Here is a 12,699-nt window from a genome sequence, read left to right as displayed (position 1 = left end):
ACATGTAGGATGTTTTGCGGCATTCGGGTGCGAGGTGCGCGGTGTGAGGCGTACGTTCAGTACGACATTCCGTAGCCGATGGGGTACAGAACCTGTGCCGGGTCGTCTGCTCGTTGGACGGGTACCGGCAGCCGCCCGTGTGGCTTCACCCGGCCCGCGACGACCCGGGCTGCCGCGCGCAGTTCCACGTCCGTCCAGGAGTAGGTGGCCAAGCAGGCCCCTACATCGGGGAGTTGGGCCACGTCGTACGGATTGCGGACGGCGATCGTGATCACCGGCTTGCCGGTGGCGATCAGACGGTTCACCAGGGTCCGCTGGGAACTGGTCGCGGTCACGTTGTACGTGGCCACCACCACCGCGTCCGCGTTCCCCGCCGCCGCCACCGCGTTGTCGATCGCCGCCGACGAGGGCGCGGTGCCGGTGGACAGCGCGGTCGCCGTGAAACCGAGGCCGGTGAAGGCGTTCGCCAGCACTGCGGTGGGCGGTCCGTCGGTGCCCGACGGCGACGCCGGGTCCGCGCCGACCACCAGCAGACGGGGATGGGTACGGCGCGAGAGGGGCAGCAGGCCCTGCTGGTTGACGAGCAGCGTGGTCGTACGGTCCGCGACGCGGTCGGCCGCGCGCAGGTGCTCCGGGACGCCCACGGTCCGGTCGACGCCGCTGTCGGTGACGTACGGCCGGTCCAGCAGCCCCAGTTTCGCCTTCAGCCGCAGGACGCGCAGAAGCGACTCGTCGAGCCGTGCCTCGGTCAGTTCGCCGCCCTGTACGGCCTTCAGCACCGCGTTCCACGCGACGTCCAGGGAAGGCGGGTTCAGCAACTGGTCCACGCCCGCCTTCAGCGCGAGCACCGGCACACGGTCGTCGCCGTACTTCTGGCGCACGCCCTCCATGCCCAGAGAGTCCGTCACCACGACCCCGTCGTAGCCCAGTTCCTCGCGCAGGATGCCGGTGAGGATCGGGTGCGAGAGGGTCGCCGGGTCACCGGAGTCGTCGAGCGCGGGGACCATGATGTGCGCGGTCATGATGGCGTCGATCCCCGCCCGGATCGCCGCCCGGAACGGCACCGCGTCGAGTTTCTCCCACAGCTCGCGGCTGTGCGTGATGACCGGGAAGCCGAAGTGGCTGTCGACGGCCGTGTCGCCGTGGCCCGGGAAGTGTTTGGCGGTCGCCGCGACCCCCGACGACTGATACCCCTTCACCTCCGCCGCGACCAGGCCGCCCACCGCGTCCGGGTCGGCGCCGAAGGACCGCACGCCGATCACCGGGTTGGCCGGGTTGACGTTCACATCGGCGTCGGGGGAGTAGTCCTGGCGGATGCCGAGGGCGTGCAGCTCGGCACCGGCGATCCGGCCGAGTGTACGGGCGTCGGAGCGCGAACCGCCCGCGCCGATCGCCATCGCCCCGGGGAACAGGGTGGCGGGCTTGCCCACGCGCGCCACAATCCCGTGCTCCTGGTCCGTGGCGATCAGCACCGGCAGTCCACGGGGCTGCGCGAGCGACGCCTTCTGGATCCCGTTCGAGAGGTCCGCGATCTGGTGCGGAGTACGGGTGTTGTGCGCCCACGTGAAGTAGATGATGCCGCCCACGCGGTACTTCGCGATCAGCTCGGCGGCCGTCCGCACGCCGATCTCCGCGAGGTTCGCGTCGATGTCGGCCTGGTCGGGTTCGGTCGCCGAGTGGCCGTAGACCCGCATCACGAAGAGCTGACCGACCTTCTCTTCGAGGGTCATACGGGAGATGAGGGTCCGCAGCCGGTCGTCGGCGGGCACGGCGGCGTGGCCGGTGCCGGGGGTGAGGGCGAGAGCCGCGGTCAGGCCCGCGGTGGTGGCGAGGACCGTACGTCTGGAGGGGGTCGGGGTGCTTCCCGTGCCGGCGTCGTGCACCTGCGCTCCTTCCGGAGGAGATCGCTGAAGGAAACTTCCGAAGAGTCACCACTATCCCGGAAGTTTCTGCCAGTCAAGGGAATGCACGGTATCCGGCGGGTGGCCGCCATCGGCGCTGTAGGAGGGGCGCGCCGATGGCGGCGGTGTGCTGCCGGTCGCGTGCGGCGGAGGGGGTGGTCGGCGATCGCAGACGGCAGCGAGGGCTGACACCGCATCGCGGAGACTCATCCGGCGGCGTGCGCCTTGGACGAACTGCGGTCGTGCGAGGTTCCCGTGAAAGCGGCCGATTCCGGAAGTCGATGCGGGAGTGGTCGAAGGCATATGTGCGCCGGGATTTTCGTTCGACGGCCCCGGGTGCATGAGCGAGAATCTCCCGGGCTTCCACGAGGCGTTCGCGGAGCCGTGAACCATGAGAGGCGTAGGGCGTTGACTTTCAAGCTGGAGGGGCGGGTCCTGGAGGGCACGCTCGTGCGACTCGAGCCGCTGGAGCACCGGCACGCGGCCGACCTGGCGGTGGCGGCGCAGGAGGACCGGGGCACCTACGCGTACACATGGGTGCCGGGGGACGACGAAGTCGCGGACTACATCGACGCGCAACTCGCCCGTGCGGCGACGGGCCGGCTCGCGCCGTACGCCCAGATCTCCCTCGCCACGGGGCGCGCGGTGGGTGCCACGTCGTACTGGGAGCCGCGCTCCTGGCTGTCGGACGACCGACTCGACGCCATCGAGGTCGGCTTCACCTGGCTCGCCCGCTCCGCCCAGGGCACGGGCGTGAACGCCGAGGCCAAGCTGCTGCTGTGCCGTCACGCGTTCGAGGAGTGGGGCGTCTCCCGGGTCGATCTGAAGACCGACGCCCGCAACAGCCGTTCTCGTGCGGCCATCGAGAGCATCGGTGCCCGCTTTGAGGGCGTCCTGCGCAACTGGTCCCGCTCCTGGGCCCCGGGTGAGGAGGACCGGCTCCGGGACTCCGCGATCTACTCGATCACGGCGGAGGAGTGGCCGGAGTGCCGGTCACGACTGGAGGCAAGGGTGGCGAGGAAGTCGGCCCAGGCGGCGGGGGAGACGGTGAGGTAGGGGCGGTCGGGGGTTTTGGAGTCGCGGATGTGTATGAGGGCGGTGGTGGCGACCTCGACGCATTCGCCACCGCTGCTGTCGCTGTAGCTGCTTCTGTGCCAGGCGAAGGCGGCTTCGACGCAATCGCCACCGCTCGAATCGCTGTAGCTGCTCTTGAACCACGCCAGCTCGGTCATAGCTCACCCGCCAACTGCTCTATCAGGACGGTGGTTTCCTCCGGCCGGAGGGCCTGACTTCTGATCATTGCATAGCGACGAGCGAGTACTCCGACGTCTTCCGGCTTGGTCACGAGCGTGCTGTGCCCGTTTCCTTCCATGTACACAAGGGTGGTCTGCTCGGGGGTCTCGACCAGCTTCATCGGCCCTTGCAGGCCTGCGTGTCCGGCCTTGCTCATCGGCATGGCCTGGAGCACCACGTTGGGGCGCTCCGCGCAGGCGACCAGGTATTCGTACTGCTTGCGCATGACCTCCTGCCCGCCGATCTGCAGCCGGAGCGCGGACTCTTCGAGGATCACACTGACCACACACGACGGCTTGCGGTCCAGGAGGCTCCTGCGTTCCATGCGGGCCGAAGTCAACTGGTCGATCTCCTCGTCGTCCAGCGGTGGGAAAGCGGACTTCAGCACGGCGTGCGCGTATGCCTCGGTCTGCAGCAGGCCGTCGATGAGCTGCACGCAATACGAGGAGACGCTGATCGCTTCCTGCTCCAGTTGCACGAACCCCTGAAAATGCGCCGGATACCGCTCCAGCCGCAGGTACTTGGCCGCCACCGAAACGAGCCCCCCGGCGTCGAGCGCCTTCTCCGCCGCCTCGATGAACTCGTCCGTCGCCGGCTTCGCGCACGTCTCGACCGCGCTCACCGCCGCGCCCGAGTACGCCATCCGCTCGCCCAACTCGTTCTGGGACAACCCGGCCTTCACGCGCAGCGTCCGCAGGACCTCCGCGAAGTACTGCGCGGCGGGCGACGACGAGTTCTTCCTGGGCTGCGTCATCGCAACGATCCCCTCTACCCGGCTCAACGCCGATCAACGCGCAACCGGCACCAGTTGCCGTACGCGGTTGTCGACGCTCGGTCACTGATGACCGTAGCGACCAGCGCCGAAAGTATCCTTATGAAAACAGAAAGTGACGGCGCAAACCTCAGACTCCGCACCTGGCGGCTGCGGTTCGCGCCCACCCCGCGCAATGCGGTGGAGGCCCGCCGCGGCGCCCGCTGCGTCCTGCGTTCCTGGGCCGTACCGGCCGACGCCCGCGGGATCGTCGAACTCGTCGTCTCGGAGCTGGCGACCAACGCGGTCCGCCACGGGCGCGTACCCGGCCGCTACTTCGAGGTCGCGATGACGTACGACGGCGAGAAGGCCGTGGACGTCGAGGTCGCCGACGCCTCGCCGAACCGGCCGCACCTGGAGGACCCGGATCCGGAGGCGACCTCGGGTCGTGGACTTCTGCTGGTCGCGGCGCTGGCGGAGTCGTGGGGGGTCAAGGACCGGTGCGTCGGGAAGACGGTGTGGGCGCGGATCCTGGTCTGACCGACAACCGGTGGACCGCGCTCACGGAGCGTCCGGCGTGGCCGCGTCCCGCAGCTGCGGCGCGGCATCGTCGTGCCGATCCGGCGAGGTCCCCTCGCGCAGTTCCGGCGTGCTCGACCCCACGAACACGACCGCGAGCAGGCACAGCAGTCCGCCGCTGACGAGCGCGGTCGCGCCGGAGGTCCAGCCGGCGACCAGGCCGCCGCGCAGGTTGCCGAGGTTGGGGCCCGCCTGGCCGACGATCTGCTCGGCGGCCGTGACCCGGCCCAGCAGCACGTCCGGGGTGCGGGTCTGCACGATCGTGCCGCGCGAGATCACCGAGGTGGTGTCGGCGGCCCCGGCCAGCACCAGCAGGGCGAGCCCGGCCCAGGGGTCGGTGGTCAGTCCGAACAGGGCGAGCGTCGCTCCCCAGGTCCCGGCGCCGCAGAGCATCACCAGTCCGGGGCGGCCCCAGCGGGTGATCGAGCCCGACAGGGTGGAGCCGGCGACACCGCCGACGGCGACGGCCGACAGGAAGAGGCCGAGGGTGCGCGGGTTGCCGCCGAACCGCTCGGCGTTGACGAGCGGGAACAGGCTCATGGGCATGGACAGCACGGTGGCCGCCAGGTCGGTGATCAACGCTCCGCGCACCACGCGATGCCGGGCGAGGAAGCGCAACCCGTCCACCACCCCGTGCAGCCCGGTCCGCGACGGCTCGCCCTCGGGCGGAAGCGCGGGCAGCCGGAAGGCGGCGTAGAAGGCGACGGCGAAGCTCAGGGCGTCGAGCAGGTAGCAGACGCCGACGCCGGCCCAGCCGAGCACCAGACCGCCGAGCGCCGGGCCGAGGAGCATCATCGCCTGGAAGGAGATCTGGTTGAGGGCGAGTCCGGCCGCCACCTCCTTCTTGGGCAGCAGCCGGCGCACGAACACCCCCGACGCCGGTCCGCCGACCGCACCGAAACCGGAGTGCACGGCCAGCAGGGCGAGCACGCCCGCGACCGGCACGTGCCCGAGGAAGCCCTGCACCGCGAGCAGCAGGGAGCAGGACGCCTGGCCCACGGTGGCGACGAGGAAGATCCGCCGTCGGTCGCCCCGGTCCGCCCAGGAGCCGGCGAACAGCCCGAACACCACCATCGGCAGCGCCTGCGCCAGCCCCACCGCACCGGTCCAGACCGTGCTGTGCGTCATGTCCCAGACCTGGTACATGACGGCGACCATGGCCATGAAACCGCCGAGCACGGACACCGTCCGCCCGATCAGCAGCCGCCGGAACGCCGGGGACGTCCGCAGCGGGCGCACGTCGATCAACGCATGGGAAAGGTTCATGAGGCGGCGGGCCGGAGGTGCTGGATCACGGCGCGGAGGCTAACCGTCCCGCTGTCCCCCCGGCCACCGAATAACGGGCGGGACCAGGCGGTCAGGCCGACTCGCTCAGCAGCCGGGTCAGGTGCTCCCGGCCCGGTCCGAGCAGCTCCGGCAGCGGCTGTGCCGCCTCGTACCAGCGCTTCTCGTACTCCCAGCACAGCCAGCCGTCCCAGTGGTGGCGGGAGAGGACCTCCACGCACTCGGTGAGCGGGAGGACCCCGTGGCCCAGCGGCAGGGGGGTCTTGTCCTCGGCGGACGCGATGTCCTTGACCTGCACGTAGCCGAGGTGCGGGCACAGGTCCGCGTACGTTTCCTGCGGCTGCTCGCCGCCCAGCCAGGTGTGCATCACGTCCCACAGCGCGCCCACCTGGCGGTGTCCCACCGTGCCGAGGATGCGCATCAGGTCAGCGCCGGTGGGATGCGAGTCATGGGTCTCCAGCAGGATGCGGACGCCGAGGTCGGCGGCGTACTCCGCGGCGGTGCCCAGGCGCCGCGCGGCGGTGGCGTCGGCTTCTTCGGGGGACTGATCCGTGCCGCCGCCCGGGAAGACGCGGACGGAGGGGGCGCCCACATCGTGCGCAAGCTCGAGCAGTTGGCGCATCTCGTCCACCACGGGCCCGTCGTCCCCGGGGGCGGCGGCATGCGCGTACCCCGCGAGTCCCAGGATCTCGACGCCCCCCGCCTTGAACTCGGCGGCCACTTCGGCCCGCGCGGCCGGGCCGATGCCGGGGTGCACCGGCTCCTCGGGGTGTGCGCGCAGTTCGACGCCGTGGTAGCCGTTCGTGGCCGCGAGCCGGACCACGTCCGGCACGGGCAGACCGGGGACACCGAGGGTGGAGAACGCCAGCTTCATGTTCTTGGACCCTACTCGTCACTCGCGCATGGCGCCCCTCGTCCTCACTCCCGGACGCCGAGCAGGTCAAGACGCCAGTCCTGGCCGACCAGGTCCTTGCCGAAGGAACGGTGGGGCTTCTCGGCGACGAGGACGAAGCCGTGGCGCAGATAGATCCGCCGGGCGGCGGCGAGGACGTCGTTCGTCCACAGGACGAGCTCGCGGTAGCCGACGCCGCGCGCGAAGTCCACGCACGCCTCGACCAGCCGGTCGCCGATGCCGAGCCCGCGCGCGTCGGGCTCGACGAGCAGCAGCCGCAGCCGGGCGGTGGCCGGGGCCTCGTCCCGTACGCACATCACACACCCGACCGGCCGCCCTCCTCCGGTCTCGGCGATCCACACCCGCTCCAGATGAGGGTCGTGGTCCTCGGCGAAGTCGGCGACGATCCGCGCGACCAGCCCCTCGTAGTCGGCGTTCCAGCCGTACTCGGCGGCGTAGAGCGCGGCGTTGCGCTGCACGATCCAGCCCAGGTCGCCGGGCGCCGGGTCGCGCAGCACCACGTCCTCGGGACGTGCGGCGCGGCCGTCCGAGAGGAGCGAGCGGATCGTGCCCATGGCCTCGGCCAGGCGCGGCCGGTCGGCGGGGGCGACGGTGTCCAGCAGCGCGGCGACGGTCTCGCGGGCCCGCTCCTCCAGCAGGTCTGCCGTTTCCCGGCCGCGCGCGGTGAGCGTGACCCGCCGACGGCGCGGGTCCGTGTCGGAGGTGGCCCGCTCGACCAGGCCGTCCCGCTCGAACTTGTTCAGGATGCGGCTCAGATAGCCCGCGTCGAGCGAGAGTTCGCCCCGCAGGTCGGCCGCGTCGGTGCGCGGCGCGTGCGCCAGCTCGTACAGCACACGGGACTCCGTGAGCGTGTACGGGGCGTAGAGGTGGCGGCCGTAGTCCAGCGCGCCGATGACGTTGGTGTAGAAGCGGTTGAACGTGCGGATGTCCTGGACGGTCATGGCCGGCCCCTGCTGTCCGATGGTTGACTCAGTCAGAGGTACGGAACGAGCGTACGTCGGCTCGGGGCCGCCGTCCATGGGGCGCGGCACGCCGTATCGGGCTGCTCGCGCTGCCGCGCCCGTTCCTGGCGGCGGACCTGTGGGCGCGGCGGGCCGGCGGCGACGCCGCGCCCCTATGCGCGCGGTGCGCCCGTCGACCCGCGCACCATCAACTCGCCGCGCACCGTGGCGATCCCGCCCGGCGGCGGCTCCTCCCGGCCCATCGCGATCCGGCCGGCCCGGGCGCCCGCCTCCGCGAGCGGCAGCCGTACCGTCGTCAGGGCCGGTACGGCGTCGATCGCGAACGGGAGGTCGTCGAAGCCGGCCACCGAGACGTCCTCGGGAATGCGCAGTCCCGAGTCCCGCAGCGCCGCGCACGCGCCCAGTGCCACCGTGTCGTTCGCCGCAACGATCGCCGTCAACGATGGTTCCCGGCGCAGCAGTTCCAGTGTCGCCTCGTAACCGGAGCGGCGGTCGTAGGAGCCGTGCATGGTCAGCCGTGGGTCGTCCTCGATCCCCGCGGCGGCCAGTGCCGCCCGGTGTCCCTCCAGCCGGTGGCGGGTGGTCGTACGCTCCTCCGGGCCGGCGATGTAGCCGAGCCGCCGGTGCCCGAGCCCGGTCAGGTGCTCGGTGAGCCGCTGCCCGCCGCCCCGGTTGTCGAAGGTCAGCGCGATCGCCTCGGCGGCGGGAGGGCGGCCGCACAGGACCACCCGGGTCCCGGCCGCCGTGAGCTTGCGCAGTTTGGCGCCGACCGCCTCCGCGTGCGCGCTGTCCTCCACCGCGCCACCGGTCAGCACCACGGCCGCCGCCCGCTGGCGCTGCAGCAGCGTCAGATACGTCAATTCCCGCTCCGGAGAGCCGCCGGTGTTGCAGACCACGGCGAGCCGTTCGCCGCCGGCCCGGCCTCCCGGGCCCCCGATCTCCGACTGGATCGCGCTCGCCATGATCCCGAAGAACGGGTCGGCGATGTCGTTCACCAGAATGCCGACCAGGTCCGAGGTGGCCGCCGCGAGCGCGCTCGCCGGGCCGTTGAGGACGTAGTCCAGTTCGTCCACCGCGCGCAGCACCCGCTCCCGGGTCGACGCCGCCACGGGGTAGTTCCCGTTCAGTACGCGCGACACGGTGGCGGGCGACACCTGCGCGCGCGCCGCCACGTCCGCCAGGGTCACCGTCATCGTCGTCCTCCGGTCGGGCGTCTCGTCGTACTCGCCGATCGTCGCTGCCGCCGATCGTCGTGCTCGTCGCCGCTGTGCTGTCCGTCGTTGCCGCTGTCGTCGTTGTCGTTGCTGTCGTCGTGCTCAGGGGCGGGGAGACCTTCGTGCGGTCCTGCGGTCCGCCCCCTCCGCAGACGTCCATCTACCGGTCTCCGGACCTCCGTGTACAGGCCCGCGGCTCCCCTTGTTCGACGGACCGACCAACTTCAGCGTCCCGTATCCGTCGTGTCGCCCTGTGCCACGCCGTGTACGGACCTGCACAATCCCGTCAATCCTGCGGTCTTGTCCGACCCGCCGGACAGAGGCTAGCGTCTTCTTGCGTAGAAAGCGTTTGCTGTCACGCTCCCCGGAGGCGTACGGGGCGCCGGACGTGTACGGAGGGAACGACGTGACACGCAAGACGGTGCGGATCGCCATGAACGGTGTGACGGGACGCATGGGCCACCGGCAGCACCTTGTCCGCTCCATCCTGGCCCTGCGCGAGCAGGGCGGCCTCGACCTGGGCGACGGCACCGTGCTGTGGCCCGAGCCGGTCCTCGTCGGGCGCCGCGAGCACGCCCTGAAGGCGCTCGCCGAGCAGTACGGACTGGACCACTGGTCGACCGATCTGGACACGGTCCTCACCGACCCGGACGTCGAGATCTACTTCGACGCCCAGATCACGCGCGCGCGCGAGGGGTCCGTCAAGAAGGCGATCGCCGCCGGCAAGCACATCTACACCGAGAAGCCGACGGCGACGGGCCTGGCGGGAGCCCTGGACCTGGCCCGCCGCGCGCAGGCGAAGGGCGTCGAACACGGCGTCGTCCAGGACAAGATCTTCCTGCCCGGCCTGCTGAAACTGAAGCGGCTCGTCGACGGCGGCTTCTTCGGCCGCGTCCTCTCCGTCCGCGGAGAGTTCGGCTACTGGGTCTTCGAGGGCGACTGGCAGTCCGCCCAGCGGCCCTCCTGGAACTACCGCGCCGAGGACGGCGGCGGCATCGTCGTCGACATGTTCCCGCACTGGGAGTACGTGCTGCACGAGCTGTTCGGCCGGGTGACGTCCGTCCAGGCACTCGCCACCACCCACGTCCCGCGCCGCTGGGACGAGAACGGCAAGCCGTACGAGGCCACGGCCGACGACGCCGCCTACGGCATCTTCGAGCTGGAAGGCGGCGCGATCGCCCAGATCAACTCCTCCTGGGCCGTGCGCGTCAACCGCGACGAACTCGTCGAGTTCCAGGTCGACGGCACCGAGGGCTCGGCCGTCGCGGGACTGCGCAAGTGCCGTGTCCAGCACCGCTCCGCCACCCCCAAGCCGGTCTGGAACCCGGATGTGCCCGCCACCGAGGCCTTCCGCGACCAGTGGCAGGAGGTCCCGGACAACGCCGAGTTCGACAACGGCTTCAAGGCCCAGTGGGAGCTGTTCCTCAGGCACGTCTACGCCGGCGCGCCCTACCACTGGGACCTGCGGGCCGGCGCGCGCGGCGTCCAGCTCGCCGAACTGGGCCTCAAGTCCTCGGCCGAGGGCCGCCGTATCGACGTACCGGAGATCCCGCTGTGACGATCCGGCTCCCCGGCGCCGACGGCCGGCTGCGGGTGTACGAGCCCCGCCGCGAACCCCTCGCCGTCTCCACCGGCGTCCCCTTCACCTCCCGTACGGTCTTCGCCGCCGCGCACGTGGTCGCCGACCCCTACGCGGACGTGTCGCCCGACTCGCCCGCCGCCGTCGACTGGGACGCGACGCTCGCCTTCCGCCGCCATCTGTGGTCGCACGGGCTGGGCGTCGCCGAGGCCATGGACACCGCCCAGCGCGGGATGGGCCTGGACTGGGCGGGCGCGGCGGAACTGATCCGCCGCAGCTGTGCCGAGGCCAGGTCGGCCGGCGGCCGTATCGCCTGCGGAGTCGGCACCGACCAGCTCGCCGCCGGCTCCCTCGAGGAGATCCGCACGGCGTACGAGGAGCAGCTCGCCGTGGTCGAGGAGGCGGGCGCGCAGGCGATCGTGATGGCGTCGCGTGCGCTGGCGGCGACGGCGAAGGCTCCGGAGGACTACCTGGAGACCTACGGCCGCCTGCTGCGCCAGACGGCCGACCCGGTGATCCTGCACTGGCTCGGTCCCATGTTCGACCCCGCGCTCGAGGGCTACTGGGGTTCGGGCGACCTGGACGCGGCCACAGAGGTGTTCCTCGAGGTCGTCGCCGCCCATCCGGACAAGGTGGACGGAGTCAAGATCTCGCTGCTCGACGCTCAGCGCGAGATCGATCTGCGCCGCCGGCTCCCGCCGGGCGTGCGCTGCTACACGGGCGACGACTTCCACTACCCCGAACTGATCGCGGGCGACGAGCAGGGCTTCAGCGACGCGCTGCTCGGCGTGTTCGACCCACTGGCTCCACCGGCCGCCGAGGCCGTACGGGTGCTGGACACGGGCGACGTGCAGGGTTTCCAGGAACTCCTCGATCCCACGGTGGAGTTGTCGCGCCACCTGTTCCAGGCGCCGACCCGCTTCTACAAGACCGGAGTGGTCTTCCTGGCCTGGCTCGGGGGCCACCAGAAGCACTTCACGATGGTGGGCGGCCTGCAGTCGGCGCGGTCGCTGCCGCACCTCGCGAAGGCCTACGAACTCGCCGACGGCCTGGGGCTGTTCCCCGACCCGGAACGCGCGGAGACGAGGATGAGGACCTTGCTGTCCCTCTACGGAGCGGACCGATGAGCGGCACCGCCCCGGAGCGCTTCTCCATCAACCAGATGACGGTGAAGCAGCTGGGCATGCCCGAACTGGTCGACGCCTGCCTCGAATCGGGTGTCCGCGGGCTGGGCCTGTGGCGGGAGCCCGTCCGGTCGTACGGACTGGACGCCACGGCGAAACTGGTCCGCGACGCCGGTCTGAGCGTGACGACGCTGTGCCGGGGCGGCTTCCTCACCGCCGCCGAACCGGACGAGCGGGCCCGCGCTCTGGACGACAACCGCCGGGCGGTCGACGAGGCGGCGACGCTGGGCACGGACACGCTGGTCCTGGTGTCGGGCGGGCTGCCGGCCGGCTCCAAGGACCTGCGCGCCGCACGCGAGCGGATCGCGGACGCCCTCGGGGAGCTGGGACCGTACGCGTTCGAGCGGGGGGTGCGGCTCGCCGTCGAACCGCTCCACCCGATGTACGCCTCGGACCGCTGTGTGGTCTCGACGCTGGCCCAGGCGCTGGACCTCGCCGAGCGCTTCCCGGCCCAGCAGGTCGGCGTCACCGTGGACACATACCACCTCTGGTGGGACGACACCGCCCCCGAGCAGATCGCCCGCGCGGGCGCCGGCGGCCGCATCCTCGCCTTCCAGCTCGCCGACTGGACCACCCCGCTGCCGGAGGGGGTCCTGAACGGACGCGCCCAGATCGGCGACGGGGTGATCGACATGCGCGAGTGGAGGGGGCACGTGGAGGCGGCCGGCTACGCCGGGCCGATCGAGGTCGAGCTGTTCAACGAGGCGCTGTGGGTCCGCGACGGGCGCGAGGTGCTCGCCGAGACGGTGGCCCGCTTCACCGAGCACGTGGCCTGACCACGGTCGGAACGGGGGCCTGCCGCGGGGGCCGCGCCGGTGCGCCCGCCGCGCCGGCAGCACCGTCGGCTTCGGAGAAAAATCCGCGAAGGCTGTGCAACCCTCCCCCCGCCCCGGGCGTCGTACTGGGCGTCAGAATTCTTGTGGGGGAAGGGATCTGGGGGGATCGCGGGGGTTCTGATACGGGGGGGGAAGGCGAGGGGGCCTGCCCTTGGCGTCCCCCCGGGCGTCTTTCGCGAGCGCCACGACGTCGGACGCGAACC

12 protein-coding genes are annotated in these 12,699 nt (G+C 71.4%); 5 read left to right on the top strand and 7 right to left on the bottom strand.

Translation table 11 applies throughout. The features are described from left to right. Positions 1 to 56 precede the first annotated feature (56 nt). A complete protein-coding gene (locus ABZ904_RS06900; protein WP_361821612.1) occupies positions 57 to 1,883 on the bottom strand; it encodes a glycoside hydrolase family 3 N-terminal domain-containing protein in 1,827 nt (608 codons plus the stop codon). A 426-nt stretch (positions 1,884 to 2,309) separates the two neighbouring features. On the opposite strand from ABZ904_RS06900, the gene ABZ904_RS06895 reads away from it, so the two are divergent. Then, positions 2,310 to 2,957, top strand: coding sequence for a GNAT family protein (locus ABZ904_RS06895; RefSeq protein ID WP_360991715.1), 648 nt, complete (start codon positions 2,310 to 2,312; stop codon positions 2,955 to 2,957). Here ABZ904_RS06895 and ABZ904_RS06890 read toward each other — a convergent pair. Both ABZ904_RS06890 and ABZ904_RS06885 read right to left on the bottom strand, forming a co-directional pair. After that, positions 2,858 to 3,133, bottom strand: coding sequence for a DUF397 domain-containing protein (locus tag ABZ904_RS06890; protein WP_359391494.1), 276 nt, complete (start codon positions 3,131 to 3,133; stop codon positions 2,858 to 2,860). The genes ABZ904_RS06895 and ABZ904_RS06890 overlap by 100 nt on opposite strands. Further along, a complete protein-coding gene (locus ABZ904_RS06885; RefSeq protein WP_361821608.1) occupies positions 3,130 to 3,948 on the bottom strand; it encodes a helix-turn-helix transcriptional regulator in 819 nt (272 codons plus the stop codon). The genes ABZ904_RS06890 and ABZ904_RS06885 overlap by 4 nt, the downstream gene beginning before the upstream one ends. A gap of 120 nt (positions 3,949 to 4,068) precedes the next feature. Here ABZ904_RS06885 and ABZ904_RS06880 point away from each other — a divergent pair, with 120 nt between their 5' ends. Next, positions 4,069 to 4,485: an ATP-binding protein gene (locus ABZ904_RS06880; protein ID WP_361821605.1), complete on the top strand. Its 417-nt coding sequence runs from the start codon at positions 4,069 to 4,071 to the stop codon at positions 4,483 to 4,485. Between the two features lie 21 nt (positions 4,486 to 4,506). Here ABZ904_RS06880 and ABZ904_RS06875 read toward each other — a convergent pair whose 3' ends face one another. The 4 genes from ABZ904_RS06875 to ABZ904_RS06860 all read right to left on the bottom strand — a co-directional run bounded on the left by ABZ904_RS06875 (position 4,507) and on the right by ABZ904_RS06860 (position 8,876). Beyond that, positions 4,507 to 5,790 carry an MFS transporter gene (locus ABZ904_RS06875; protein WP_361821602.1) on the bottom strand — a complete coding sequence of 428 codons (1,284 nt, stop codon included), beginning with the start codon at positions 5,788 to 5,790 and terminating at the stop codon, positions 4,507 to 4,509. Between the two features lie 91 nt (positions 5,791 to 5,881). After that, entirely contained in the window at positions 5,882 to 6,682 is an 801-nt protein-coding gene (locus ABZ904_RS06870) for a sugar phosphate isomerase/epimerase family protein (protein WP_359391490.1), read from the bottom strand. A 44-nt stretch (positions 6,683 to 6,726) separates the two neighbouring features. Continuing rightward, a complete protein-coding gene (locus ABZ904_RS06865; RefSeq protein ID WP_359391489.1) occupies positions 6,727 to 7,662 on the bottom strand; it encodes a bifunctional helix-turn-helix transcriptional regulator/GNAT family N-acetyltransferase in 936 nt (311 codons plus the stop codon). 173 nt (positions 7,663 to 7,835) lie between these two features. Then, complete coding sequence (locus ABZ904_RS06860; protein WP_361821599.1) at positions 7,836 to 8,876, bottom strand: LacI family DNA-binding transcriptional regulator; 1,041 nt, start codon at positions 8,874 to 8,876, stop codon at positions 7,836 to 7,838. A 427-nt stretch (positions 8,877 to 9,303) separates the two neighbouring features. On the opposite strand from ABZ904_RS06860, the gene ABZ904_RS06855 reads away from it, so the two are divergent. The 3 genes from ABZ904_RS06855 to ABZ904_RS06845 are packed head-to-tail and all read left to right on the top strand — an operon-like array spanning position 9,304 to position 12,436. Continuing rightward, a complete protein-coding gene (locus ABZ904_RS06855) occupies positions 9,304 to 10,455 on the top strand; it encodes a Gfo/Idh/MocA family oxidoreductase (RefSeq protein WP_359391487.1) in 1,152 nt (383 codons plus the stop codon). Then, the gene (locus tag ABZ904_RS06850) at positions 10,452 to 11,603 is read left to right on the top strand and encodes a dihydrodipicolinate synthase family protein (protein ID WP_361821595.1); all 1,152 of its coding nucleotides are present in this window, start codon (positions 10,452 to 10,454) and stop codon (positions 11,601 to 11,603) included. Before ABZ904_RS06855 ends, ABZ904_RS06850 begins: the two co-directional genes overlap by 4 nt. Continuing rightward, positions 11,600 to 12,436 (top strand): sugar phosphate isomerase/epimerase family protein, encoded by an 837-nt coding sequence (locus ABZ904_RS06845; RefSeq protein ID WP_359391485.1) that lies wholly within the window; start codon positions 11,600 to 11,602, stop codon positions 12,434 to 12,436. The genes ABZ904_RS06850 and ABZ904_RS06845 overlap by 4 nt, the downstream gene beginning before the upstream one ends. Positions 12,437 to 12,699 lie beyond the last annotated feature (263 nt).

This window comes from Streptomyces sp. NPDC046900 (assembly GCF_040644975.1).
GTDB lineage: Bacteria > Actinomycetota > Actinomycetes > Streptomycetales > Streptomycetaceae > Streptomyces.
The sequence above is the reverse complement of the archived record's forward strand: the minus strand, read 5'-3'. Positions and strand labels throughout refer to the sequence as shown.

Coding starts and splice junctions, on each gene's coding strand:
- ABZ904_RS06890 (WP_359391494.1), bottom strand. CDS start 3,133: ATGACCGAGCTGGCGTGGTTCAAGAGCAGCTACAGCGATTCGAGCGGT.
- ABZ904_RS06885 (WP_361821608.1), bottom strand. CDS start 3,948: ATGACGCAGCCCAGGAAGAACTCGTCGTCGCCCGCCGCGCAGTACTTC.
- ABZ904_RS06880 (WP_361821605.1), top strand. CDS start 4,069: ATGAAAACAGAAAGTGACGGCGCAAACCTCAGACTCCGCACCTGGCGG.
- ABZ904_RS06875 (WP_361821602.1), bottom strand. CDS start 5,790: ATGAACCTTTCCCATGCGTTGATCGACGTGCGCCCGCTGCGGACGTCC.
- ABZ904_RS06870 (WP_359391490.1), bottom strand. CDS start 6,682: ATGAAGCTGGCGTTCTCCACCCTCGGTGTCCCCGGTCTGCCCGTGCCG.
- ABZ904_RS06865 (WP_359391489.1), bottom strand. CDS start 7,662: ATGACCGTCCAGGACATCCGCACGTTCAACCGCTTCTACACCAACGTC.
- ABZ904_RS06860 (WP_361821599.1), bottom strand. CDS start 8,876: ATGACGGTGACCCTGGCGGACGTGGCGGCGCGCGCGCAGGTGTCGCCC.
- ABZ904_RS06845 (WP_359391485.1), top strand. CDS start 11,600: ATGAGCGGCACCGCCCCGGAGCGCTTCTCCATCAACCAGATGACGGTG.